Raw genomic sequence first — 24,743 nt, 5'->3', positions numbered from 1 at the left:
GATCCATCCAAGAATCGGTCGTCAGGTTCCTTCCTGCCAGCTCTCCAGGTATTTCTTCTGTTCGGGGGTCAACACGTCGATCCCCACCTTCATGGCGGCCAATTTCAACCGGGCGATCTCGCGATCAATATCCACCGGCACGCTGTAAACTTTATCGGTGAGCGACCGCGCGTTTTTCACCATAAACTCCGAGCAAAGGGCCTGGTTGGCGAAGGACATGTCCATAACGCTCGCCGGGTGACCCTCGGCGGCGGCCAAATTGATCAGGCGGCCATCCCCCAGGATGTGAATCCGACGGCCCCCGGGCAACAGGTATTCGTCCACGAAGGGGCGCACTTCCCGTTTGGTTTTGGCCATTTTCGCCAGAGCGGGAATGTCGATTTCCACATTGAAGTGGCCGGAATTGCAGAGGATGGCGCCGTCTTTCATCTTTCGGAAATGTTCCGCGCGCAAAACCCCGATGTCCCCGGTCACGGTGATGAAGATGTCTCCCTCGACCGCGGCTTGGATCATGGGTTTCACCACAAACCCGTCCATGACGGCCTCAAGGGCGCGGAACGGATCGATTTCCGTCACCACCACGTGAGCGCCCATGCCGCGCGCGCGGCTCGCCACACCCCGGCCGCACCATCCGTAGCCCGCCACCACCACGGTTTTTCCGGCGAACAAAACGTTGGTGGCCCGAATCACTCCGTCGAGCGTGGATTGGCCGGTTCCGTATCGGTTGTCGAACATGTGCTTGGTGAGCGCGTCGTTCACGGCGATGATGGGGTACCGCAACACCCCTTCCTTTTCCATGGCGCGCAAACGAACCACCCCGGTGGTCGTTTCCTCCGTCCCCCCGATCACATCGGCCAATTGGTCCGGGCGTTCCTTGTGCAACACCCCCACCACGTCGGCGCCATCGTCCATGGTGATCTGCGGGCGGTGGTCCAGGGCGGCGAATATGTGTTTGTAATAGGTTTTGTTGTCTTCCCCCTTGATGCCGTAGGTCCGAATGCCGTGATTTTTCACCAACGCCGCGGCCACCTCGTCCTGGGTCGACAGGGGGTTGGAGGCGCACAACACCACGTCCGCCCCGCCCTCTTTCAAGGTGATCGCCAGGTTGGCGGTCTCCGTCGTGACGTGGAGGCAACAGGCCATGCGGATGTTTTTAAAGGGTTTCTGCTTTTTAAACCGCTCCCGGATCAACCGCAGGACGGGCATTTCCCGTTCCGCCCAGACGATGCGGGCCTCCCCGGCTTTGGCGAGGCGTAAATCTTTGACGTCGTGTTTCATGGGGGTCTCCGTGAAAAAAAAATTAAGCGCGCAAGCGCTTTTTGAGTTCGGTCGCCTTGTTGGTCTTTTCCCAATAAAAGTCCGGGTCCGGCCGGCCGAAATGGCCGTACGAAGCGGTTTTGCGGTAGAAAGGGCGACGCAACTTGAGGTAGTCGATGATGCCCTTGGGCGTTAACGGGAAGACGTCCCGGACGGCCCCGGCGATTTGTTCCGTGGGCAACAAGCCCGTGTTGTGGGTGTCCACCATCACGCTGACCGGTTCCGCCACACCGATCGCGTAGGCCAACTGCACGGTGCATTGACGGGCCAAGCCCGCCGCCACCACGTTTTTCGCCACGTGGCGCGCCATGTAACAGGCCGAACGGTCCACTTTCGTGGGGTCCTTGCCGCTGAAGGCGCCGCCGCCGTGGGGCGCCCAACCGCCGTAGGTGTCCACGATAATTTTCCGGCCGGTCACGCCGGTGTCCCCCTCGGGGCCGCCCACCACGAATTTCCCGGTGGGGTTCACATAAAATTTCGTGTTTTTGTCCAACATCTTTTTGGGCAACACGGGGAGGATGATTTTGTTGATGATGTCTTCCCGGGACCGGTTGGTGATCTTTTTCCCGGTCTTGTCCAAAATGGATTCGTCGTGCTGGCTGGAGAGCACCACCGCGTCGATCCGGCGCGGCTCGCCGTCTTCGTATTCCACGGTCACCTGGGATTTCCCGTCGGGGCCGAGGTAGGGCAATGTTTTTTTCTTGCGCACATCGGCCAAACGCCGGGTGAGGGCGTGGGCCAGGCTGATGGGGGTGGGCATCAAATCCTCGGTTTCGTCGCAGGCGAATCCCACCATCAAACCCTGGTCGCCGGCGCCGCCGGTGTCCACGCCCTGGGCGATGTCCGGGCTCTGGCGGCCGATGGCGTTCAAAATGCCGCAGCTCGAGGCATCAAAACCGAAGCGCTTGTCGGTGTAGCCGATGTCGGCGATGACCGAGCGCACGAGGGAGGGCACGTCCACCCAGGTGTGGGTGGTGATCTCGCCGCCCACCACCACCAGGCCGGTGGTGACGAACGATTCGCAGGCGACGCGGCCCTTCGGATCGTCCTTGAGGATCGCGTCCAACACCGCGTCGGAAATTTGGTCGCAGACTTTGTCCGGATGGCCTTCGGTCACGGACTCCGAGGTAAAAACGTACTTGTCACGACGCATGAAGAACTCCTTGGGTCTTTGATTCGGAAGGCGGAATTATACCAGTTTTCGGCCGGTCGCCGATCGGTTCAGGAAAACCCGAACAGGCCGGGCTCGTCGGGCGAATCCGCGCCGGGGGCCACGCGGCCGTCCGGCGCCAACGCCGCGCCCGCGCCCACGATGGACCGCTCCACGACCGAGCGGGCGCCCACCCGGGCGCCCTCCAGCAACACGCAATCCGATAAGCGGGCCCCCGCGCCGACCCGCGCGTTGGCCCCGATGGTGACGTGTCCGTCGAAACGAACCCCCGGGGCCACCCGGGCCCCCGCCCCCACCAAAACCGTGCCGCGGGACTCGACCCGGGAGGAGATCACGGCCCCCCGGTCGGCCCACATCCAATCCCGCCGCCGCGCCGCCCCCCCGACCCTCCGGACGGACAGCAAATACCGGTGGGTGGCCACATAACTCGAAAGAGTGCCGATGTCCGACCAATACCCCCGGTGGACCCACCCCGCCACGCGCCGCCCCCCCGCCAAAAGACCCGGGAACACCTCGCGCTCCACGGACACCGCGCGCCCCGCGGGGATGGCGTCGAAGACGCCGGGCTCAAGCAGGTAACACCCGGCGTTGATGGTTCGCGACGGGAACACCGGACCCGCGGGTTTTTCAAGGAAACGAACCACCGACCCGTCGGCCCGGGTCTCCACGAGGCCATAGGCCGAAGGGTCGGGAACTTCCACCAACGCCAACGTGGCCTCGGCCCGGGTTTTCTTGTGGTGCGCCCGCATTGCGTCCAAATCAAAATCGCTGAAAATATCCCCGTTGAACACAAAGCACCGTTCAGTGAGATGGGGGCGGGCCAGCCGCATGGCGCCGCCCGTTCCGAGCGGTTCTTTTTCCACGCTGTAAATGAACCGAACGCCCCAGGCGCGGCCGTCCCCCAATTTTCGACGAAAATGCGCGGACTGATGCCCTAAAGCCAAGATCACTTCGCGCACGCCGAACCGCTTGAGCAAATCGATTTGATAGGCGAGAAAGGGGCGGTTCAGAATGGGCAGGAGCGGCTTGGGCCGCTCCAGGGTCAAGGGACGCAACCGCGTCCCGAGCCCCCCCAGGAGGAGGAGCGCCCTCAAAGGACGGCGCCCCGCGCCAACACATGCCGGGCGGCGTCGGCCAAATTTTTAAACCGCCGCACACCGGCCGGAAGACGCTTTTCTTCCAACCCGCCGTGGCCGGTGCGAACGAACAACGGAGAGACCCCGGCGCGCCGGGCGGCGACGACGTCGGCGGCTTTATCGCCGACCATGAAGGAAGAGGCCAAATCCAACCCCAACTCCCGTCCGGCCCGCAACAACATCCCCGGTTCGGGTTTCCGGCATTCACACCCATCGGCGGGACCGTGGGGGCAAACATAAATCCCGTCCAGCGCCACGCCCCGCCGTCGGAGATCAGCGGATACCCGGCGGTGCAAGGCGTCGACATCGGCTTTTTTATAATACCCCCGGGCCACGCCCGATTGGTTGGTCACCACCACCAGGCGGTAGCCCCCGCGTTGCAAAGCGCGCAACGCCGAAATCACCCCGGGGATCCAGACCCAATCCCGATGTTTGTGGAGGTACTCTTTTTCAACGTTCAACGTGCCGTCGCGGTCTAAAAACACCGCGGGCCGTCCCCGTCCCGCCGCCCGGGCGATGTGCCGGTGGGTGCGCGCGAGACCCTCCGCCAACCCGATTCCAGCGCGCCATCCCAAGACCCGCCGGGCTTTTCGAACGTCCATCCAGCTTTGAAACAGCTCGCCGGGGCGCGCCGGTTTGTGAAGGATTTGGGGACGGCCGCCGTGGACCTCCGCCAGGGTGAGGGCCAATTGATTGACCGAAACGGCCCGTCCCGCGCCGATGTTGACCGACTCGCCTCCGGCCCGCCGCAACGCCGCCACCGAAGCCCGCGCCACGTCTTCCACGAAAACGTAATCGCGTTTCTGCTTCCCGTCGCCGTAAACCCAAAGCGGTTTGCCCGCCAGAAGGCGTTGACAAAAAATCGCCACGACGCCGGCCTCCCCGTGGGGATCCTGGCGGGGCCCGTAGACATTGCCGTAGCGCAACACCGTGTAATCCACCCCGTGAAGGGCGCGGTAGGCGCGCAAATAGTATTCGCTCGCCAATTTTGACACGCCGTAGGGGGACAGCGGCGCCGGAACCGCCGCTTCACGCGCGGGACGGGGGCATTCGCCGTAATAGGTGCCGCCCGAGGCTGAAAAAATCATTTTCTTGACGCCGTGCGCGCGCGCCAATTCCAAAACATAAATCAGCCCCAGGACGTTGATCCGCGCGTCGTTCAACGGATCGGCCACGCTCCGGCGAACGTCGATTTGGGCGGCGTGGTGGTTGACCACATCGAACCGACCGCGCCGGAACACCCCCCGCAGGGCGGGCGCCCCGATATCGGCTTTTACAAAACGGGCATTGGGATTCAGGTTCTCCCTCTTACCCGTGGAAAGGTCGTCGACCACCGTCACGGCGTGTCCCGCGGCCACGTAGGCGTCGACCACGTGGGACCCGATGAACCCCGCGCCGCCGGTGACAAGTATTTTCACGCCGCGCCCTCGGAAACGCCGATCAAAGGCGCGTGCCGCGCGGGCGCGTATTCGGGGATCCAACGCCGCAATCCGCGGCGCACGTCCTCATCTTCCAAGCATCCCGCGAATTCCACCCAGCGACGAATGTCCTCCCAGTCGGCCGGCGAAATCGCGCGCGCCCGGGCCACCCGCACCTTGGGGTGCGGGGTGGGAAGGGTGTGTTCCTGGTCCGCCAAAAGTTCTTCCTTCAATTTTTCCCCGGGCCGCAGTCCCGTGATTTCAATTTTGATCTCTTCCTCGGTCAGTCCCGACAGGCGTATCATGTCCTTGGCCAGATCAAGGATGCGGACGGGCTCGCCCATGTCCAACACGAAAATCTCCCCCCCGCGCCCCATCAAGCCCGCCTGCAACACCAGCTGCGCCGCCTCGGGGATCAACATGAAATAACGGGTGATGTCGGGGTGGGTGACCGTCAAGGGCCCGCCGCGGGCGATTTGCTCCCGGAATTTGGGGATGACGCTTCCGGTGCTGCCCAAGACGTTGCCAAAACGCACCGTGACGAAGCGCGTGCCGTCAGGGGTCTGCAACGCCTGACAAACGATTTCAGCCAACCGTTTGGTGGCCCCCATGACGTTCGTGGGATTGACCGCCTTGTCGGAGGAGATCAACACAAACTTCGACACGCCGTGGGTCTGGGCCGCCCGCGCCAAACAGAGCGTGCCACCCACGTTGTTCTTGACGGCTTCCCAACAGTTGTCGTTTTCCATCAACGGGACGTGCTTGTAGGCGGCGGCGTGAAAAACGACCTCGGGACGGTGCCGGGAAAAAATCTCCTCCACGCGCTCCGGATCCCGTACATCGGCGGTGAGCGGGACGATTTTGACGTTCGGGTGCTTTTCCCGGAACTCTTGCTCCACCTGGTAGAGGGCGAACTCGCTGGCGTCCAGCAAAAGGAGCAAGGACGGCCCGAACCGCGCGATCTGGCGACAGAGCTCCGACCCGATGGAACCGCCGGCGCCCGTGACGAGCACCGGACGTCCGGTCAACAAATCATGAAGTCCGGCGTCGTCCAATTTCACCCGACCCCGGCCCAGCAAATCGTCCAACTGGACGGGACGCACGCGCGAAATCGCCACGCGCCCCATCATGATGTCCTCCATGGCCGGAACGGTGAACACGGAGAGCCCGGCCGCCGCCGCGGTTTCCACCACATGCCGTCGCCGGGCCGGCGAGGCCGACGGCAAAGCGATGATCACCTGCCTCACACCCCGTTCCTCGGCGTGGCGGGTCAGGTCGGCGATGGATCCCAACACCGGCACGCCGGACAACATGTGCCCTTTCTTCATGGGGTCGTCGTCCAAAAGGCCCACCACGCGCCAATCCCCGCCCCGGGCGAGTTCCCGCAGGAGGAGCGACGCCGCGTGACCGGCGCCCAACACCAACACCGGCGTGGCCGCGAGTTTGCGAAGGGAAATCAAATGCCCGTCTTTCCAGGAGCGGTAGGAAAAGCGACTTCCGCCCATGGCGAAGACCAGGAGCAACGGGTGCATCACGAAAACCGACCGGGGGATTTGATTCAAACGGTGATAAAGAAACATCGCCATGGCCGAGGCGAGGGTCGCCACGATCCCCGCGGCAAAAATGCGCCGCAGGTCGGGAAGGCTGGCGAATCGCCAAAGGCTTCGGTACAGCCCGTAGCGCCAAAACACGATCGCGTGGACGGTCAGCACGATCCCCAGGGACCATTTCAGGCTTTGGATGTTGTCGGGGGGAATTGAAAAATTGAAACGCAGGAGGAACGCCATCGTCCAGGCCGCCCCGGCCCAGGCCACGTCGTGTAGGAAAACCAACATTTTCTTCAATTTCAAGAGGAGGGTCCTTGGCGGAGTGGTGAACGCCGTTTATTTCAACGTCTTACCGATGACGTCGCAAATTCTATCTATTTGCCCGTCCGTTGTGTTCGACCCGGACGGAAGACACACCCCCACCTCAAAAACCCGATCACTGAAACTGTCGTTCTCCCCATGGGGGTAGTACGCCCGATCCCGGTATAGGGGCTGTCGATGCATCGGTTTCCAGACACGCCGGGCCTCGATCTTTTCCCGAGAAAGGACGTCGATCAACTCGGCCGGGGTCCGCTTGGTCCCCCGGGGGTCCAGGGTCATGACGCTCAGCCACCGCGTGCCGACGCCGAAATCCGCCTCGGGCATCCACCCCACACCGGGGCACCCGTCCAAAAACCGACGATACCGGTCAAAAATCGCCCGGCGCGCCCGCACCCGGTCGCCCAACACGCGCAATTGGCCCCGCCCGATCCCCGCCAACACGTTGCTCATTCGGTAATTGAAACCCACGGTGGTGTGTTCGTACCAGGGGGCGGTGTCACGGGCCTGGGTGGCTAAAAAGCGCGCGCGCCGGACCAAGCCCTCGTCCCGGGACACCAACATGCCCCCCCCCGACGTGGTGATGATCTTGTTCCCGTTGAAAGAGTAGATTCCGATCCGGCCCAGGGTTCCGCTGGCTCGCCCTTTGTACGTCGCCCCCAGGGACTCGGCGGCGTCCTCCACCACCGGCACACCATGTCGGTCGCAGAGGGCCAGCAAGGGCTCCATGTCCGCGCTTTGCCCGTAGAGGTTCACCACCAACACCGCCTTGGGAACCCGCCCCCGCTTGGCGTGGTCCCGCAGGGCCCGCTCCAAGGCCGCCGGGGACATGTTCCAACTTCCCGGTTCCGAATCGATGAACACCGGGGTCGCCCCCTGGTAAAGGATCGGGTTCGCGCTGGCCACGAACGTCAATGAAGAACAGAACACGATGTCCCCGGGCTTGACGTCCAACAACACCAACGCCAAGTGGATGGCGGCGGTGCCGGAACTGACGGCGGCGGCGTGCCCGGCGCCCACGTGTTCCGACAGTTCTTTTTCAAAGGCGTCGACGTTCGGCCCGAGGGGCGCGATCCAATTCGTGTCGAAGGCCTGGTTGACGAAATCCAACTCTTGTTCCCCCATATGAGGCGTCGATAGGAGAATGGGCTTATCGAGATCGCGCAACTGCACCAATCCCACCGGAACGCCGCTCGCGTCGATCAGCGGGATTTGATTGATCCCGGCGGCCTGCATCGCGGCCAACCACCGGGCCTCGGAATCGGTTTCGCCGGCCGTGATCGGCTTTTGGTCCGGCCAAGTCAGGGGCGCGTCGAGCGGCGCGCCTTTGAGGAGGGCCCGGCGCAAATCGCCGTCCGTGATGGTTCTCTGGAGGTGGCCGTCCGCGTCCACCAACAAAAGAATCCCCTGGGCCCCGACGTCCATGCGCGACAGGAGTTCCCGCGCCGAGAGGCCTTTGTGGACCAACAGGGCGTCGATGGACTTCATCGGGGAACCTTCGGTCGGGCGGGGACCCCCACCACGGTGACGCCGGTCGCCACCGGTTTCGTGACCACCGCGCCGGCGCCAACGACAGCCCCCGCGCCCACCGACAGTCCGGGGAGGATCACCGCCCCGGCCCCCACCAAAACGCCGTCCCCCAGAACCACGCCACCGCCCAACGTGGCGTTCGGCGCGATGTGACAGCAGGCCCCCACCCGCGCATCGTGGTCCACCACCGCGCCGTGATTGATAATACTGCAAACGCCAATTATCGCTTCGGGGCCGATGACCGCCTGGGCCGCCACAAAAACCCCGCCGCCCAGCACCGCGCTGGAACCCACCGCCGCCCGGGGATCGACCACGGAACGCCAATGGATTTTTTGGAGGGCTGGGTCGCCGAGGATTCGCGCGCGGGCGGCGTTGTCCCCAATGGCCAGGTGCCCCGTGGAGGGCAGTCCCTCCAAAGCCCAGGGTTCAACGACAACCCCCAACAGGGACTCCCCGGGCCGAGCGGGCGCCTGGTCAAAGATTCGCGGACGTACCCCCGTCGCCAGCAAGGACGCCAGGACCACCTTGGCGTGTCCGCCGGCGCCGAGCAAAAACAAGTCAGTAGGCATTTTGCTTCCTCAAATTTTCCGGTCCAAGTGAAATCCGCCGCAAAAGGTCGACAACGCGCTCCCCCGTTCGCCCGTCCCCGTACAGGTTTTGCGCGGGGGGCCGGGGGCCGCTCAACGCCGCGCACACCGCCGTCGCGATGGCGTCCTTTTCGACCGGCACGTCCCGCACGTTAACATTCCGCTCCCGGTCCTTTTGTCGGTCGCCGACGTTCACCACGGGCAAACCAAAGGAAGCGGCCTCTATGATACCACTGCTGGAGTTCCCCACCAGGACATCGGCGATGGCCATCCATCGATGAAAAACCTCCCGCCCCAAATGCACTCGGCCCTGGAAGCGCGCGCCGGCCCGCGCGAACACAGCGCGGATGGCCTCGGACCCGGCGTCGGCGTTGGGCATCAACAGGAGGGCCTGAAGGGACGGGACGTCTTCGAGCGCGGCCAACAGCGTTTGCGCCTGGGCGCCGGCGGCAAGAGCGTCTTGAACCACCGGATGGAAAACGACCAGGGCGATCGGGCGTTGGGGATCGAAACCCGCCTCTTTGGCCAAGTCGACACGCGACGTGGGGCCGGGATCAATCCCATCCAACCCGGGCGCCCCCGTCACAAAAACCGTTTCGGGACGCTCGCCCATGCGGACCAACCGCTCCCGCGACTTTTCGGTGGCGACAAAATGATAATGGGCCAGTTTGGAAATCGCGTGGCGGATGGGTTCGTCCACGGTCCCCGAAAGTTCACCGCCGTGCAAATGGACGATGGGGACGTTGAGGTGAAGCGCCGCCAGCGCCCCGGCCAACATTTCGCCCCGGTCGCCCAAGAGCAGAAGCGCGTCGGGACGCTCCGTTCGCCAGGCGTCCACAACACCGTTCAACGTGGTGGCGATGGCCTTCGCCATGGCCGCCCCGTCGTGGCCGGCGAAAGACACGGGAATCCGCGCGACCAGGGGCAGCCCGCTGTCCTCCACCTCGCGAACGGTGTTCCCGTAATGGGCATCAAGGTGCATGCCGGTGACCAGGATCCCCAGGCCCAAATCCGTCGATTGGCGAATTTTTTCCCAAAGTCGAACGCATCAAGCCGAAATCGGCCCGGGTGCCGGTCAAATAGTGAACGCGTCGCATGTCAGATCAAATCATCGGGACGCACGACGTCGCCCGCCTTCCCGTCCCGTTTAAGGCAACGCCCCAGCGTAGACTCCAACGCCGCCGGCGCCAACCCGGTGCCCGGCCGCCGGATCGACAAATGCTCGCGCGCGAGAGGCCGCCCCGACGAGACGTCCACCGCCAACACCAAACTGCGGCGCGCGGCTCGACGCATGACCAATTCGGCCTCCGTGGGTTTTTTTTCGGGGGCCCCCAGAACCACATCCACCTCGCGGATTCGGCGGACCCATTCGAACAGCTCCGTTGGTTCAAGGGACGCCGCGTGATCGGGCCCCGGCTGAGAGCGGTCCAGAGTGAAATGTTTTTCGATGACCACGGCCCCCAACGCGCGCGCCAAGGGCGCGACGAGAATCCCCGGCGTGTGGTCCGAATAGCCCACCGGGCGGCGGAACGCTTCGGCGAGGGTCCGCATCGCCCGCAAATTGACATCCGCCAGGGGGGCCGGATAACTCGACGTGCAGTGGAGCAAGACCAAGGCGTCGCCGGATAGGCCTCCACCGAACGCCTCCACCAGGGCGTCCACGGCCACGCGCACTTCCTCCAAATCGCTCATCCCGGTGGACAGGATCACAGGCAACCGTTTGGCGGCCACGTGGCGAAGAAAAGGCAGGTTGGTGATTTCCCCCGAGGGGATTTTCATGCGTCGGCACCCGAGGGACACCAGGAAATCCGCGGCCTCCTCATCGAAGGGCGTTGAAAGGAATTCGATCCCTTTCGCGGCGCAGCGATCGGCCAATCGACGGTGGTCCTCGGCGGACAACTCCAGCGCCCGAAGCATGGAAAATTGGTCGGCCGTTCCGGTGCGTTCCTTTTGATAGGCGGCGGTCGCGGCCCCACGTGTCACCAACCGCTCGGCGGAAAAGGTTTGAAACTTGACGGCGTCCACCCCGGCCGCGGCCGCGATGCCCACCAAACGCAAGGCATTCTCCAGGGAACCGTTGTGGTTCACGCCCGCTTCCGCGATGAGGAAGCACGGCGTCACAGACCGCTTCTCCCTCTCGCCAGTTTTTCGATCTGAGCCACCACCGCCTCGGTGGCATTTCCCGGAGCGGCGTAGCCCCCCGGGATTTCGAGGGGAGAGGCCAAAGCCGATTCCAGGGCCCGCTCCAGCTTGTGCAAATCACTCACGCCACGAGACAACCCCACTTTTGAAAACGGGGTGTCTTGCGAAAAAACAGACGCATCCACACTGACCACCGGTTTCCCAATCAACCGCGCCTCCAAACCAACTGTCGAGGTCATTATCACAACAGCATCCACCGCATGCAACAACACATGGAGGGGTCTGACGACGGGGAAATTTCCACCCTTTCCGACGTCTGGAACTTGGACCTGTTTTCATTGGGGTGTGGCCGAACAATCAACCGCCAATGACGGCGTCGGGAAATCACCCCGCGCAGTTCCTCCTCTATGCGCCGCGGGAGTGTGGGTCCCCCCTCCGGCCGGTGAAAGGGTTGCGGGAAGGCTCGACCTGGGACGCCCACAAAACGACGCGCTCTCCTTCCCAGCCTTTTTGCGCCGCAACCCTTGAGCGGCCTTCCGGATCACCGGAGAAACCAAGGAATCAAAAGCGGGGTTTCCCGTCACCACAATTTCATCGCGCGATCTCCCCCGAGCGACAAACCATTTTTTTGTCGATTCTGAAATCACGCAGACGCGCGTCCCGTACCCCGGCAAGGAGAGGCGTTCCAAGGACCTGCATTGAAAAAAATCGGTAATGCAAAGAGAGGGGATCCCCCGCTCCTGGGACACGCGTATCGCGGCCTCCTCCGCACGTGGCGATGTGGTCGCAACAACGACGTCGGGCCGCACATCGTCAAAAAAACGACGAAGGGGGCCCAAAGGGAGAAACGCTTGTCGACCGGACTCTCCATATTGCTGCGCGGCCGCTTCCCTTCCCATCCTTTGCTCCAAATCTTGATACGAAAGGCCAAGGTACGCCACACTCTCTTCTTCCGGGACATCCCCGTTAAAGGGCAACTCACGCATCAGCGTTTTTCCCCAGACCCGGGCTTCTTCGTCCTCGGGACGGATGATGGAGGCGAAACCTCGACTTCGCTCGCCATGGCGATGAAACACGGGGCCCGCGGTGGTCAATCCGAGAGTGACACAGCGGTGTGTCCTTTGTTCCCTCAATCGGGAGACAACGGGGAGAATCATATTCACATGTCCGCCCCCGTACGCAACGAAAAGAATCGTGGCCGGTTTACTCACCCGCGCCCTCCTCAACGCCGGACCCGCGAACCCACCCGAACGGCATCGGAAGCGAATCCAATACAGCGCGGGAAAATCACCCGAAAAACATTCGCTTGAAAAATTAACGGGACGGGGGCGATCACCACAACCATCAACAACTGCCTTTCAAGACGGTTCGCAAGGTCATCCAGAGAATTTTGATGTCAAACCAAAAGGAGGCCCTGTCAATGTATTCCAAATCCAAAGAACGCCTTTTGTCATCGCTTGCGGATGACCGCAGAACGGCTTGGGCCAAGCCCGTAATTCCCGGGCGAACGGACATCCGCTTGAGCCAATCGCCTTCCGAGTAAAGGGCTTTTTGTGCCGGGACATCGGGGCGCGGGCCGACAACACTCATTTCACCCCAAAAAACATTAAGAAGCTGAGGCAATTCGTCGAGACTCGTTTTTCGGAGGAAATGCCCGACCGACGTCACCCGTTTGTCCCCGGGGACAGTGTAATAAGGACCCAGTTGGTCCGCATTGATCACCATACTTCTAAATTTGAGAATTTGAAAAAGTTTTCCCCTTCGTCCCACCCGAGGTTGCCGGTAAAAGACGGGGCCCTCTGATTCGAAACGGACCGCGAGAGCCAATAAAACAAAGAGAGGGGACAAGCAAACAATGGCCAACAGTGAGAAGAGGACATCAAACAGTCTTTTCATGACCACCCCATCACAGGAGCTGGACTTTGTCTCATTTCCGGGAATAGGCCGCTTCGGTAAAGGAGAAAACGGCAACCGACTGAAAATCCGGACCCCGCGCACACCCGCCCCCGCCGATGGGACCCAACCGTGGGAAGTTCGTTCTTCACCTCAGAGGGTAAACCCATCGTCAACGACAATGTTTTGACCATTTATGTATCGGGCCGAATCGGAAAGGAGAAAAATCAATGACCCGACAACATCGGCGGCGTCCAGCAGCCCTTTGTTTAAACAATGCGCTTTGTATCGATCCACGAAAAGCGTGGGTTGTCCATCGAGGACTCCGCCCGGACTGAGGGTGTTGATTCTTATTTTCATTCCTCGGCAATAACGAGCCATATACCGCGTCAAATGAATCACGGCGGATTTAATCGCAGCGTATTCCACGGGCATGGTCATTTCCGTTCCGTGGTATATTTCGAACCGGGGGGCTGTTTCACCATAGATCGACGCCATGTTGACAATGGCTCCTCCCCCATTGTTTTTAAAGTAACCGATCGCCTGCTGAGCGACGAGGAAGTATCCCCCCAAATGCCGCGAGACATTGTCACAAAAGTCCGAATAGGTGACCCTGTCGAAAGGACGTCCATAACGCCGATTCCTGGGATAGGCGTTATTCACCACACCGTGAATTCGTCCCCACCGGGTGGCCGTCTTTTCGAGCAAAGAACAAATCGAAGGCTTGTTGGTTATGTCAACGGCAATAAAATCAACCCGCCCCTGAGGAAAATCGGTTTGAATTTCCTTTAACACGCGGGCGCCAAGCGATCGATCGACATCGGCAATAACACCCACCCCACCGTTCGCCACAATTCCACGAACAAACGACTTCCCAAGCCGCCCCGCACCACCCGTCACGACCACCACTTTACCTTTCAACGGCAATGTCCGTGGAGTCAGGCTCAAGCGAGCCTCCGAAACCCGGAGTGGCAAACCGGCCCTCTTAAGGCCCCCTCCGGGTTCCCTGTCGCAAGAGCCTTTGCGAGGCGGGAGAACACATCATGGACCGCTTCCAAATAACGTCCCATCTGTTCTTCACCGTGGGCCAGAGACGCGTAAAACGAGGTGCTGGCTAAAAAACCGCGGTCCAGCATCTCCTGGGTGAAAAGCGTTTTTAGAACCAATGCCTTTTCATGCAAAAAGGAAAAATGACTCAACGGCAAAATGCCGGTAATTTCTATGTCAATTTTGAACACCTTCGCTGCCGCTCGCCACCCCTCCTGCACTCTTTTTCCAACGGCGCTTAAATGCACGGGGACAGACATTTTCTCCATTTTCTCCAACGTGGCCAAGGCGGCCGCGGGGCCAATGCGATCGGTCCAATACGTGCTGCTAATAAATGTTTCTTGCGCCGACTCCATCACGTCGCGCTTGCCAATCACAGCGCCCAGGGGGTATCCATTGCTTAACGCCTTCCCAAACACAGCCAGATCGGGTTCGATTCCAAAGTGCAAATGAGCGCCCCCCAAATTCAGCCGCCAACCCGCGGTTATTTCATCCACCACCAAAACAGCCCCTTGGGCTCTGGTTTCTTGACGAATGGCGGAAAGGAAGTCCGGGGAGGGGGCCATATTTCGAACCGGCTCAATGACGACCGCGGCCACCTCGCCCGTGTATGTTTTCATCAACCGAACGAAATCCATCGTGTCGTTGTACTTAAACGGATGGGATGTCCCTCTTAAAGCGCGGGGAACCCCGCGGGGGGAAAGCCCCGGCAACAGATGCCCATCCAAAGCGGTGTTTTCCCCCAAATTCGCCGCGAGATACCAATCGTGCCATCCATGGTAACCGCAAAAGAGGACCACATCACGCCGGGTTCGGGCCCGCGCCAGGCGAACCGCCACGGCCATAGCCTCGCCCCCGCTCCGTGTGAAACGCGCCATGGACGCCCACGGGTGCAAGGCGCACAACCGTTGCGCCAGAGCGACCTCCTCCGGGCGCGTTCAAAAGGACATGTTTCCGGCGTCCACAATTTCCCTTCACGACCCTGTTCACGTCATCGTCCGCGTATCCCAAAACACACGTGCCAACTCCCATTGTGGTCATGTCAAGGAAAGAATTTCCATCCAGATCCCAAATCTCACATCCCTTGGCTCGACTGTAATAGGCGGGCCAAAGATCCGGAAGAAACATCTCCGGCCTTTTGGACAACAATTGCGTCCCACCGAATGAGTCCCTTCGCCGTGCGATACAAATCTTGTGATTTTCCCATGCAACGGCCCCCTCTTTTGGCTCAACCGCGTTCGGCGTCCGCCAACACGCGCAAGACGCCGATGTCTTCAGACAAACTGTGCGGGAAACCGCTTTTCCCTGAACAGCCTCGACGAACGCCATCAATTCTTCAACGTACATTTTTTCGGTGATATGAGGGTTGTAATCTTCATGGGCGGGCTCCACTTGATACGGCCGGACGGACCACCGACAAGAACTCGCGTCGCTGGTAGACACGAATGTTCGGTTCGTCCCATTTCCAAACGACCTGCCCCTGCTCCAGATTGAGGGTCAGGTCCGCACGGCGTAACGGGACACGACATCCACCATCAACGACCCGAAAACCCCGTTGGAATTGAAGGGCGATCGTGTACGCATCATCGATGTCCGCACCGACGTCCATTGTTGCCCCACGCAGTCCCGCGCCGCGACCGGAGGCCCACGGAAAACATCCGTCAGCCAAGTCAGTTCAAAGGAACGATTTCTCTCGCCCCGCCCGTCTCCCTTTTTGAAACATAGTAGTCCTTGACGTTTTCCCAAGGGTGCCAATCGGGCAGGTATTGTCCGGAATGGTAGGAAAAAATTTGTAAACCCCCGAATTCCTCATCGCGCACGATTTTTTAATGGCGCGCACGGCCGGGTGAAAACGCAGTGTGCAGGACGGGGCCACAAGCACTTTCGCCGCGAGGGCTTTTTTTTTTTTCCAAAGACTCCAAGCCTCAAATAACACTTGCCTCGACAAAACTCGGCACGCCGGCCGCCACCGCCCGCCGGACGATCTCAAGATGAGCATCCGGCGGAACGGAAACAACGACAGCGTCGTATTCCGGATCGATCGAATCGCACCGATCGAGGATTTTAATCCCGTGTTTTTCCTTGGCTTCTCTCGACGGTCCGCGCGCAAGTCAAATCCCGTGATATCGACATGGCCCAAAGACTTCAGGCAACGGATCCGGCGCTTTCCCATGGACCCCAACCCCATCACAAGAAACCTCATCGCTTTTTCTCCTGATGTTTCAATATGGTTTCAACGCAAAGAAAATCACACAAATCGTCAATTTCATAGTTTTGGTGCCGTTGATTAGATAAAAAACGTCTTTCTCCGAGGATAAAAGGTTTTTCGCGCAACAAAACGCTTCGTTCGAACAATATACGCCACACCAAAAGGAAAATACGCCGGCGCGTTGTCCTGGCGCCGTGAAGTGGCTTTTAGGCCCCGGACAAGAGGGCTGGAGTTTTCCCCCGGATCCGTTTAAGCAGTGAAGGGTGCTCCTGAACTTCACCAACGCTGATGATCGCATCGTATTTCTTGATATTATCGACAAGTTTTTCGATCATCCTATCAATATCTCCTCTCCCTCAATGGCGAGGTGGGTTCCAACAAGACAATGTAATCGTATATTTTCCCAAGATGTCGCTTGCAATATTCAAGAGCATGGGCGACCGCCTCAAACGTCGGGGGAATCGTCACTCGCCAACCGAGCCGGTCGCAGGAAAGGAACGGACGCCCCTGGCTTTTTTGCTGACCCGCGCTATCTCTTCGCTGTCGGTTGTCACCATGACACTATCAATGTGTTTGGAGCGAAGGCCCGCCTCGACAGACCAGACGATGAGCGGTTTCCCACCCAAAAGCCCGGCGATCAAGGCGCGCAATTCCCGGGTGCGGTTGGCGCGCCCCGCGCGGTGGTCGTCGATCAACGCGCGCACAATCTCGGGCCGAAACAATCCCCGTTCGTGGGTTCGGGGGGAAAACAACACGGCCTCCAAGAAGGGGCCCAATCGATCGCGGAACCATTCCCCCACCGGCACGGTGAACATGGTCTTTTTCCGATCGGTCAATCCATCGCCGATCAAGGGGCGAACGGCCTTCTTGTAAATGTATTTGGTTTCCCCGTGGGCCAGTTTCAACGAGCCCGGCATGCGGAAAGCCAATTCCATCATGCGGTAGTCCAGAAACGGTGTGCGGGCCTCGATGGACACAGCCATGCCCATGCGATCCGGCTTCACCAAATTGTTGCCCGGAAGCAAGAAACGGGCGTCGATGTAAAGCGCCTGATTGATCCGGTCCATCCCGGCGGACTCTTCAAACAAGGGCGCCAGAATCGCGGAACTTTCGACCCCGCGCAACCGGTCGGCCAGCGCGGGCGCGTACAGCGTCCCCTTGTTCACGTCCGAGAACAAAGAGATGTTTTCGTAGTAGGCACGACGGAACACCTGTTCTGGCGCCGCGTCCGCCCCGCGGCCGGTGAAGAAAGTTTTGTACTTGTCGTACCCGGCGAACAACTCGTCGGCGCCGTCCCCGGTGAGAACGACCTTGACCTCCTCGGCGGCCAGTTGCGACACGCGGTAGGTGGGCAAAAAGAGATGTCCCCGTGGGGCTGGTCGTTGTGCCAGGTGACGAGGGGCCAGAGGTCCAACATGTTCGCGTCCACCTTGCGCAAAACGTGCCGCGCCCCGAACCGCTGGGCTGCCTCCACGGCGAAGGGCGATTCGTCGAACCGCTCTTCGTGGAACCCGATGGAATAGGCGCGAACGGGTTCTTTCAAATGGCGGCGCATGACGCCGACCACGGTGCTCGAATCCACGCCGCCCGACAAAAAGCCCCGAAAGGCACGTCCGACCGCAGACGCAGGCGGACGGCGTCGTCCAAAACATCGTTGAATTCGGCGATCCACCGCCCTCGCTCCGATCCAGCGGGCGTTGGGAGGACAAGTCCCACCAGCGGGTCATTTCCCGGTTTTTCCCTGATACACGCAGCCGGTGGCCCGGCGGCAGATGGACCACGCCCTCGAACATCGTGAGCGGGGGGCACGTAGTTGTAGGTTAAAAAATGATGGAGCGCTTCCTCGTTGAGTCGCCGTGGCACACCCGCCCGCAACAAGGCTTTGATTTCCGAGGCGAAAAGAAGACGCGACCCCTCGTCGTACAAATAGAGAGGTTTAACGCCGATGCGGTCGCGCACCAGATGGAGGTCGCCCGAACGGCCGTCCCACAGCGCGATGGCGAACATCCCGTTGAGATGCCGCACCATACCAATGCCGTCGCGCTCGTAGAGCCGGAGGAGGACTTCCGTATCGCTGTGGGTGGCGCAGGGGTGACCCGATCGGGCCAAACCCCTGGCCAATTCGACGTGGTTAAAGATTTCCCCGTTTTGCACGACGGCGATGTGCCCGTCCGCCGAGACGAAGGGTTTGGGCCCCCCGGAGACGTCGATGATGGAAAGACGCCGGTTGCCAAGGGACACGCCGGACGGGTGAAAATGCCCACGTCATCGGGTCCCCGGTGAACCAAAGTCTGCCCCATGGCTCGGCCAAACCGGGCGGAAGCGGGGCCCCTCCCTTTGATAAAAACCGAATATGCCGCACATCAGAGTGTCGCTTCCAATTGACGCTGAAGAGAACCGACGTCATTCTGTTGCTGGTTTATTTTTTCAATCATTTTATTGATTCCCATAACGACGCCATCGATGCCCGCAAAACTGGTTCGATGCGAGAAGAACCCGTCACGCTAAGATGGTCATCGTCAAAATAGAGAAATTGGTCACCCTCAACGAAAGGGCACGAATCCCTTTCACACAAAACCGAATCAAATGAAATTGGCGTCGCCCCGTAAAAGCGCACGGCTTTATTCAAAAGAGCGTTCGGCAGGTTTTGGCGAACAGCGTGTTCGTTCCGAGAAACCGCCCAGGCGTTGATTGACTCCACCGTTCCTTTCGAACGCCGAAGCGCAAGGATTGGGTCCATGGGTTGTTGGGGGTTGTCTTCAGCAACGAACACCTTCACCCCCTTGGCCGTGTATTGCGCCATTGTTTTATCCACCGCGTATTCCAAATCTGCCCGAGAAGTCTCAATCGTTGCAGGAAAGGAGGCGACATCTCCTTTTGCGATCGGGTTCCAATCCTCCTTGCCCGATGAATTCCCGGTGTAGTAAGACCATCGGCCGATGAGCAACACGCCGGGAATCTTATTCTCATCGACATAGCGGGCGATCCTGTCGTTCAATTGAAAACAGTTGTGTCGCCGAATTGTTTCCTCGCCCCTTAAGGACTGGACGCCCAACAACGGGGGGCATCCACTCGCTCCCGTGAAAAGAATTTTTATTCCCTCCCGGGAAGCTATGCTTTCCAACGCCGGCAATAAACTCAAGGCGTGGCTGTCCCCGTAGGCAAACAAGACCGGCCGCCCCTGCCCAAATTCGCAAAACCATTTTCCTTCCGTTTTGTACGCGTATTCGATATCGAAGCAATCTTTCTGACGTTCCGTTCTTTTGATCGATCCGGCGTATTTGTCAAAATACGATTGACCCTCCGATCGGGGAGCCCTCCGGTTGACTGAATAAACAACCCAGCGATCGCAAGAAAAGACATAGCGATCAAAAGCGATGTGGCGTAAGGAAAACGTTTTTTTCCAAATCGGATGGGCTGCTCAATGACATACGTTGACCATGCCAAGAAAACGAACAAATCATTATCAGGCCCATGGCCCAAGGACCCACAGGCCCGAAATTAATCTTCGCCATCGAAATCAAAGGCCAATGCCATAAATAGAGCGGATAACTTATCAGGCCAACCCAAACCAACACACGACGGGAAAGAACCAACGAATTGATCCATGCCCCCGGGCCCGCCACAATCATCAACAAGGCGCCCATCGTCGGGATCAAAGCCGAGAACCCCGGAAAGAGTGTTCTCTTATTCAAGAAAATCAACCCGATCAATAAAAGCAGGGCGCCGACCGCCGAGAATAGGTCCCTTCGGTTTTTTTCGATAACAGGTTGCCTAAGTAGAAGGAGGGCGGCCGATGCCCCCACCAACAGCTCCCAAAATCGTCCAAAGGGCCAATAAAACCCCTTTGACGCGTTGCCAAAAGTGAAATAGAGGTTCGCGAGGAAAGAAACAACCCCCAAAACCACTGTGGCGGGGAAATAACCCAACCGCGCCCGATGGACGGCCATCAAAAAGAGGGGCCAAATCAAATAGAACTGCTCTTCTATAGCCAAGCTCCACAAATGCAACAGGGGTTTGGTTTCGGCAGAAACATCAAAATATCCGGACTCTTTCTGCAGAAGAAAATTCGACAGGAAGCCAGTGGCCCCCACGACGTGCTTGCCCAACCTTTCAAACTCCGTTGAAAACAATATAACCCACCCGCCCCCGATCACCGCGCACAAAACCAAAATCAACCCCGGGAATATCCTCTTTATTCGCCGACCATAAAATTCCAAGAGACCAAATTTATTCTTGCCCAAACTGGAAACAATGATAGTGGAAATAAGATACCCCGAAATAACAAAAAAGATATCGACGCCAATGAATCCGCCGGGCAACACCCCGGGGAAAGCGTGGAACACAAGGACGGACAAGACCGCCACGGCCCGTAGTCCGTCGATGTCCGCTCGATATTTGGGGTGAACAAGAGAATTCGACATCTCGGAGCCCATCTAACTGTGCACGGGCAAGCCGGAGGACTCGACGATAGGCACAAACGGATTGACAAACCTTTTCGTGCGCGCCCATTGCTTCAATTCCAACCACGTTGAATCCATCGATAAAAAACGAAAATTCCGCACATCCCCGGGCCTTGGGAGTTGAATCGGAAGTCCCGGACGATCAACGCCGACGGCGACCAGGAGAGGAACACGGCGGTCCTGGAAATCCCGACACCCCGACAGCGCTTCATCGTTGCGCCCCAGCGCGGATCTTGTCACGGACTGTCGCAACGGCTTTTTCCAGGGCGCGGCGATCGGCGTCGATTTCCGTTGGGGCCCGACGTGACAACGCCCTTTCCGCCTCCCGCAACCGGGCAATTTCTTTTCCAAAATCCACGTTGGCAAGGGCGTCTTCCAAATTCTGGGAGGACCGATGGAAGGTTCGGGACAGGATCACCGAGGAGGACCCCAGACGGGCGTGCTCGGACAAAACGAGGCGACCGGACACCAGGCCTTCGTCCACCCGCGCAACGCCCCCGAACCCGAAGGGGGTTCCCGCCGATCGGCAAGCGTCGGCGAAGCGCTCCACGGTGCCGTCGATCAACAATTCAAACATGAAATCCCGTCCCAACCCCATATGGAGGTCGTTGAGCCCGAGGTACAACTCGTCCACCCCTTTCGTGCGCGTGAGCGCGGGGACCAAATCCAACGCGGCCGGAGTCTCCACCAATGGAACGAAGCGGCAACGCCCGGCGATGCGGTGGGCCACCCGCTCCACCTCGGCCAGGGTCTTGAACATGGGCAACATCACGAGGTCCGCTCCGGCCGCGATGGCTCCGTCGATTTCGGCCTCGCTGCCGGGATGAACGGGATTGAGCCGGACCAGCAATTCGCCCCCCCCCAACGCCGAGCGCACCTTGGCCGCATCGGCCAGGGAATGGCTGGAGATCAACGTGTCACGATGACCCTGCCGCTCGTGTTTTCCCAACACCTCCAAATCGACAAAGACGCGGTCGACCCCCTGTTGAACCGCAAAGGCGGCGAGCGTCGGATCGTTGGTGATCAGCAGAAGCTTAAGCCCCACGGGCCCTCCACCGGGCGAGGAGACCCGCCCCTTCCCCGAGCATCCCCAAGCCCGCCAACAACAAAACCAAGCCGGTTCCCCCGGCCAGCGTCACCCGCGGGACGGTCGCCAAAACCCAGTGGTCCCTCAACCAGGCCGCGCCCCACCCGCCAACAGGGAAACGAAGAAAAACCCGGCGACGCGAACCGGGGGTAAAAAGCTCGACAGTCCGATGCCGTGGCGACGGGCCAACAACCACGACTGCAGCGCGCAAGTCCCCATAAACACGACGACCTGGGCCGCCATGACCCCCCGAACCCCGCCGCTCAAGGGGAACGCGAAGGCGAGCGCTAAAGGAAAAAACAAAAGCGCGCCCACCGCGTTCACGCGGAAAGGGGCGGCGGTATCCCGTTTGGCGTTGAACACCGCCATCAACATACCGGCCAGACCTTGAAAAGGCAACGAAAGCAGCCCGATACCGAACAACACCGACAGCCGGTCTAAATCGGCCGAGGTCATGCGGCCCCACCCGAAGGCCAACTCCGCGAAAAGCCTTCGAAAAACGAATAAACTCACCATCAGCCCAACGGAGACGGCCAGGACCCAGCGGAAAGAGGACCTCAACAGGGGTCCGGTTTCCTGACCCCGCGCGAAGGCGTGGCTCAACAAAGGGAACACGGCCACGGACAGCACCGTGATGGCGACCCCCAGAGGGAGTTCCACGAGTTTGGCCGCGTAATTGAAGAGGGCCATGCCCCCTTCGGCGGTCAAGCTGGCGGCCGATCTTGCCAGAATCGGCACCAGGGCCACAAAGCTGCCCGCGGCGACCGCCTGTCCGTACCGCCGCAACAAATCGGAATGGAAAAGGGGCCAACGGAAAAAACGCGCGGCCACCGCGAAGGGGCCAATGGCGACGGCTTGGCTGCCCAGACGGAACAAACACGCCGCGATCACCGCCGCCGCGAGGATCGACAACGGGTTGACATGACCGGATCCCGCTTGAATGGCGGCGATCAGCACCAAATTGAAAAACAACGTGCCCAGGGCCGGGATCAAGAAACGATGGCGGGATTGCAAAAAGGCGGTGGTCACACCGGCCAAGAAGGTCAAGGGGATGGCCCACAGGGCCGTGCGAAAAAGCGGAAGCGTCGTCGCGCGCGCCTCCGTCGAAAACCCGGGCGCGAGCACGCTCAGAACCGGTCCCGCGAACACGAACATCAAGACCACCAACGCCAGGGCGAGCCCGCCGCTATAGAGCAAGGCCTGGCTCAGGAGCGCGCGGGATCGAAGACCCCGCCCCAACCGGGCGAACTCCGGGATCAGGGCCGCCGACATCGCTCCCCCGACGAGCAGGTTCAGCAGCGAGTCGGGAACGAGCAACAGGACCACCGCGATGTCCGCCGGCCCCTGGGCCCCGAAACGGGCCGCCAGGCTGGCGTCCCGGACGAACCCGGCCAGCCGCCCGAGGGCGATCCCGAGGGAAACCCACATCGCGCTTTTTATGAATAGCATGGCTTTCTCTCAACCCTGGGAAAGGGAATCCTCCAAAATCGAAACGGTGTCTCCGGGAACAAACAGGGGCGGAAGGCCCCCGAGGGGCCATCCACAAAGGACTTATTTTATCTTTTTGACGGACTTATCGGATGTTGTCCGCCTGGTCGGGGGTGTTGACGACCGGCGGTTTAGGAAGGGGGATTCCGGCGAGACTCGGAGGGACGCTGGGGGCGTGGACCTCCTGGGCCGGCGGCTTCGGGTTCGAAAGGGAGACCTGGGCCGGATCGGGGTTTTGTCCTTGCAAAAGATGCGCCTCCCGGGACACCGCCTGGGCCACCTGCAAAATCTGGGGCACGGTCAAATGCGGGCCGATGGGAAGGCTTAACACCTCGCGGCACATTTTTTCGGTGATCGGATAGCCGCCCACCCCGGGCGTGGCCCGCAAATAGGGCGGCGCGAAGTGGGGTGGATCCGGGTAATGGACCATGGTTTGAATGCCCGCCGTGTGGAGCGCCCGAGCGAGGACGTCCCGTTGCGGATGGCGGATCACATAGCGGTGCCACACGTGATCGGCCCCCTCGAAATTCAACACTTCCGGGCGAATCACCCCCGGGGCCTTTTCCAGGGCGGTCTGGTAGACGACCGCCTGTTTGCGGCGGATCTCGTTCCAGACGTCCAAATGCTGCAATTTGATCCGCAGCACCGACGCCTGAAGTTCCCCCAAACGGCTCGTGATCCCGATTTCCAAACCGAACACCTTCCCCTTAGCGCCGAAATTCCGCAGGGAACGGACCCGTTCGGCCAGGGCGTTGTCGCTGGTCACCACGGCGCCCCCATCGCCCGCCGCGCCGAGGTTGAGCGTGGGGTAGAAATCGACGGCGGCGGCGTCGCCCCAACTGCCGACGCGCCGGCCCCGGTAATAGGCCCCGTGGGCCTGGGACATGTCCTCAATCACCTTCACGCCGCGCGCCCGCGCGACATCCAGCAGGGGGGTCATGTCGGCGGGTTGGCCGTATATGTGAAGCGCCACAATGGCCTTGGTGCGCGAATTGATTTTCTCGACGATTTTGGCGGGGTCGATGTTCAAGGTGCGCGGATCGGGCTCCACGGGAATCGGCACGGCCCCCACCGCGCTCACGGTGAACCAAAGGGAAATAAAACAATGGGCGGGAACGATGACTTCGTCCCCGGGCCCGATGTTGTACCCGCGGAGAATGAGGTAAAGCGCGTCGTAGCCCGAGGACACCCCGATGCAATGCTGGGCCCCGCAATAGCTGGAGAACTCGCGCTCGAAACCGTCCAACTCCGGGCCGAGGATGTAGACCCCGGAGGACATCACCCGCGCCACGGCCGCCCCGATGGGGCCGCGCAGGTCTTCCTGGCCTTGCCGAACATCCATGAAAGGAATTTTTATCATACGTCCCTATAAGCTAAACAGGGATTCGGA

The 24,743-nt window shown here is 60.4% G+C and carries 16 protein-coding genes and 3 pseudogenes; all 19 read right to left on the bottom strand.

Translation table 11 applies throughout. The features are described 5' to 3' along the window. Positions 1 to 21: 21 nt before the first annotated feature. The 19 genes and pseudogenes from IPI56_04600 to IPI56_04510 all read right to left on the bottom strand — a co-directional run bounded on the left by IPI56_04600 (position 22) and on the right by IPI56_04510 (position 24,713). The gene (locus tag IPI56_04600) at positions 22 to 1,278 is read right to left on the bottom strand and encodes an adenosylhomocysteinase (GenBank protein ID MBK7545019.1); all 1,257 of its coding nucleotides are present in this window, start codon (positions 1,276 to 1,278) and stop codon (positions 22 to 24) included. A gap of 22 nt (positions 1,279 to 1,300) precedes the next feature. Further along, positions 1,301 to 2,470 carry a methionine adenosyltransferase gene (locus IPI56_04595; protein ID MBK7545018.1) on the bottom strand — a complete coding sequence of 390 codons (1,170 nt, stop codon included), beginning with the start codon at positions 2,468 to 2,470 and terminating at the stop codon, positions 1,301 to 1,303. 68 nt (positions 2,471 to 2,538) lie between these two features. Beyond that, entirely contained in the window at positions 2,539 to 3,582 is a 1,044-nt protein-coding gene (locus IPI56_04590) for an NDP-sugar synthase (protein MBK7545017.1), read from the bottom strand. After that, positions 3,579 to 5,042, bottom strand: coding sequence for a D-glycero-beta-D-manno-heptose 1,7-bisphosphate 7-phosphatase (gmhB, locus tag IPI56_04585; protein ID MBK7545016.1), 1,464 nt, complete (start codon positions 5,040 to 5,042; stop codon positions 3,579 to 3,581). Before gmhB ends, IPI56_04590 begins: the two co-directional genes overlap by 4 nt. After that, on the bottom strand, positions 5,039 to 6,877 hold the full coding sequence (locus tag IPI56_04580; protein MBK7545015.1) for a polysaccharide biosynthesis protein: 1,839 nt from the start codon (positions 6,875 to 6,877) through the stop codon (positions 5,039 to 5,041). The genes gmhB and IPI56_04580 overlap by 4 nt, the downstream gene beginning before the upstream one ends. Before the next feature lie 48 nt (positions 6,878 to 6,925). Further along, positions 6,926 to 8,395, bottom strand: a complete 1,470-nt coding sequence (locus IPI56_04575; GenBank protein ID MBK7545014.1) for an aminotransferase class I/II-fold pyridoxal phosphate-dependent enzyme — start codon at positions 8,393 to 8,395, stop codon at positions 6,926 to 6,928. Continuing rightward, positions 8,392 to 9,006 carry a NeuD/PglB/VioB family sugar acetyltransferase gene (locus IPI56_04570; GenBank protein MBK7545013.1) on the bottom strand — a complete coding sequence of 205 codons (615 nt, stop codon included), beginning with the start codon at positions 9,004 to 9,006 and terminating at the stop codon, positions 8,392 to 8,394. The genes IPI56_04575 and IPI56_04570 overlap by 4 nt, the downstream gene beginning before the upstream one ends. Continuing rightward, a pseudogene (neuC, locus tag IPI56_04565) lies at positions 8,996 to 10,121 on the bottom strand (UDP-N-acetylglucosamine 2-epimerase (hydrolyzing)). Before neuC ends, IPI56_04570 begins: the two are co-directional and overlap by 11 nt. Position 10,122: 1 nt before the next feature. After that, positions 10,123 to 11,145 carry an N-acetylneuraminate synthase gene (neuB, locus tag IPI56_04560; protein MBK7545012.1) on the bottom strand — a complete coding sequence of 341 codons (1,023 nt, stop codon included), beginning with the start codon at positions 11,143 to 11,145 and terminating at the stop codon, positions 10,123 to 10,125. Further along, on the bottom strand, positions 11,142 to 11,438 hold the full coding sequence (locus tag IPI56_04555) for a hypothetical protein (protein ID MBK7545011.1): 297 nt from the start codon (positions 11,436 to 11,438) through the stop codon (positions 11,142 to 11,144). The genes neuB and IPI56_04555 overlap by 4 nt, the downstream gene beginning before the upstream one ends. A 1,072-nt stretch (positions 11,439 to 12,510) precedes the next feature. After that, positions 12,511 to 13,062, bottom strand: a complete 552-nt coding sequence (locus tag IPI56_04550; GenBank protein ID MBK7545010.1) for a sugar transferase — start codon at positions 13,060 to 13,062, stop codon at positions 12,511 to 12,513. Positions 13,063 to 13,212: 150 nt separating this feature from the next. After that, entirely contained in the window at positions 13,213 to 13,986 is a 774-nt protein-coding gene (locus IPI56_04545; GenBank protein MBK7545009.1) for an SDR family oxidoreductase, read from the bottom strand. A 17-nt stretch (positions 13,987 to 14,003) separates the two neighbouring features. Further along, a pseudogene (locus IPI56_04540) lies at positions 14,004 to 15,313 on the bottom strand (aminotransferase class III-fold pyridoxal phosphate-dependent enzyme). 1,634 nt (positions 15,314 to 16,947) lie between these two features. After that, a pseudogene (gene asnB, locus IPI56_04535) lies at positions 16,948 to 18,679 on the bottom strand (asparagine synthase (glutamine-hydrolyzing)). A gap of 67 nt (positions 18,680 to 18,746) precedes the next feature. Further along, a complete protein-coding gene (locus IPI56_04530) occupies positions 18,747 to 19,313 on the bottom strand; it encodes a hypothetical protein (protein MBK7545008.1) in 567 nt (188 codons plus the stop codon). A 370-nt stretch (positions 19,314 to 19,683) separates the two neighbouring features. Then, positions 19,684 to 20,751, bottom strand: coding sequence for an acyltransferase (locus IPI56_04525; protein ID MBK7545007.1), 1,068 nt, complete (start codon positions 20,749 to 20,751; stop codon positions 19,684 to 19,686). Positions 20,752 to 20,986: 235 nt separating this feature from the next. Continuing rightward, positions 20,987 to 21,823, bottom strand: a complete 837-nt coding sequence (locus IPI56_04520) for an aldolase (protein MBK7545006.1) — start codon at positions 21,821 to 21,823, stop codon at positions 20,987 to 20,989. A gap of 126 nt (positions 21,824 to 21,949) precedes the next feature. Further along, positions 21,950 to 23,293, bottom strand: coding sequence for a hypothetical protein (locus IPI56_04515; protein MBK7545005.1), 1,344 nt, complete (start codon positions 23,291 to 23,293; stop codon positions 21,950 to 21,952). Positions 23,294 to 23,438: 145 nt separating this feature from the next. Beyond that, positions 23,439 to 24,713: a DegT/DnrJ/EryC1/StrS family aminotransferase gene (locus tag IPI56_04510; GenBank protein MBK7545004.1), complete on the bottom strand. Its 1,275-nt coding sequence runs from the start codon at positions 24,711 to 24,713 to the stop codon at positions 23,439 to 23,441. Positions 24,714 to 24,743: the final 30 nt, after the last annotated feature.

The organism is Elusimicrobiota bacterium, assembly GCA_016706425.1.
In the GTDB taxonomy this organism is placed as follows: Bacteria; Elusimicrobiota; Elusimicrobia; order FEN-1173; family FEN-1173; genus JADJJR01.
This window is presented reverse-complemented; position numbering and strand designations above follow the sequence as displayed.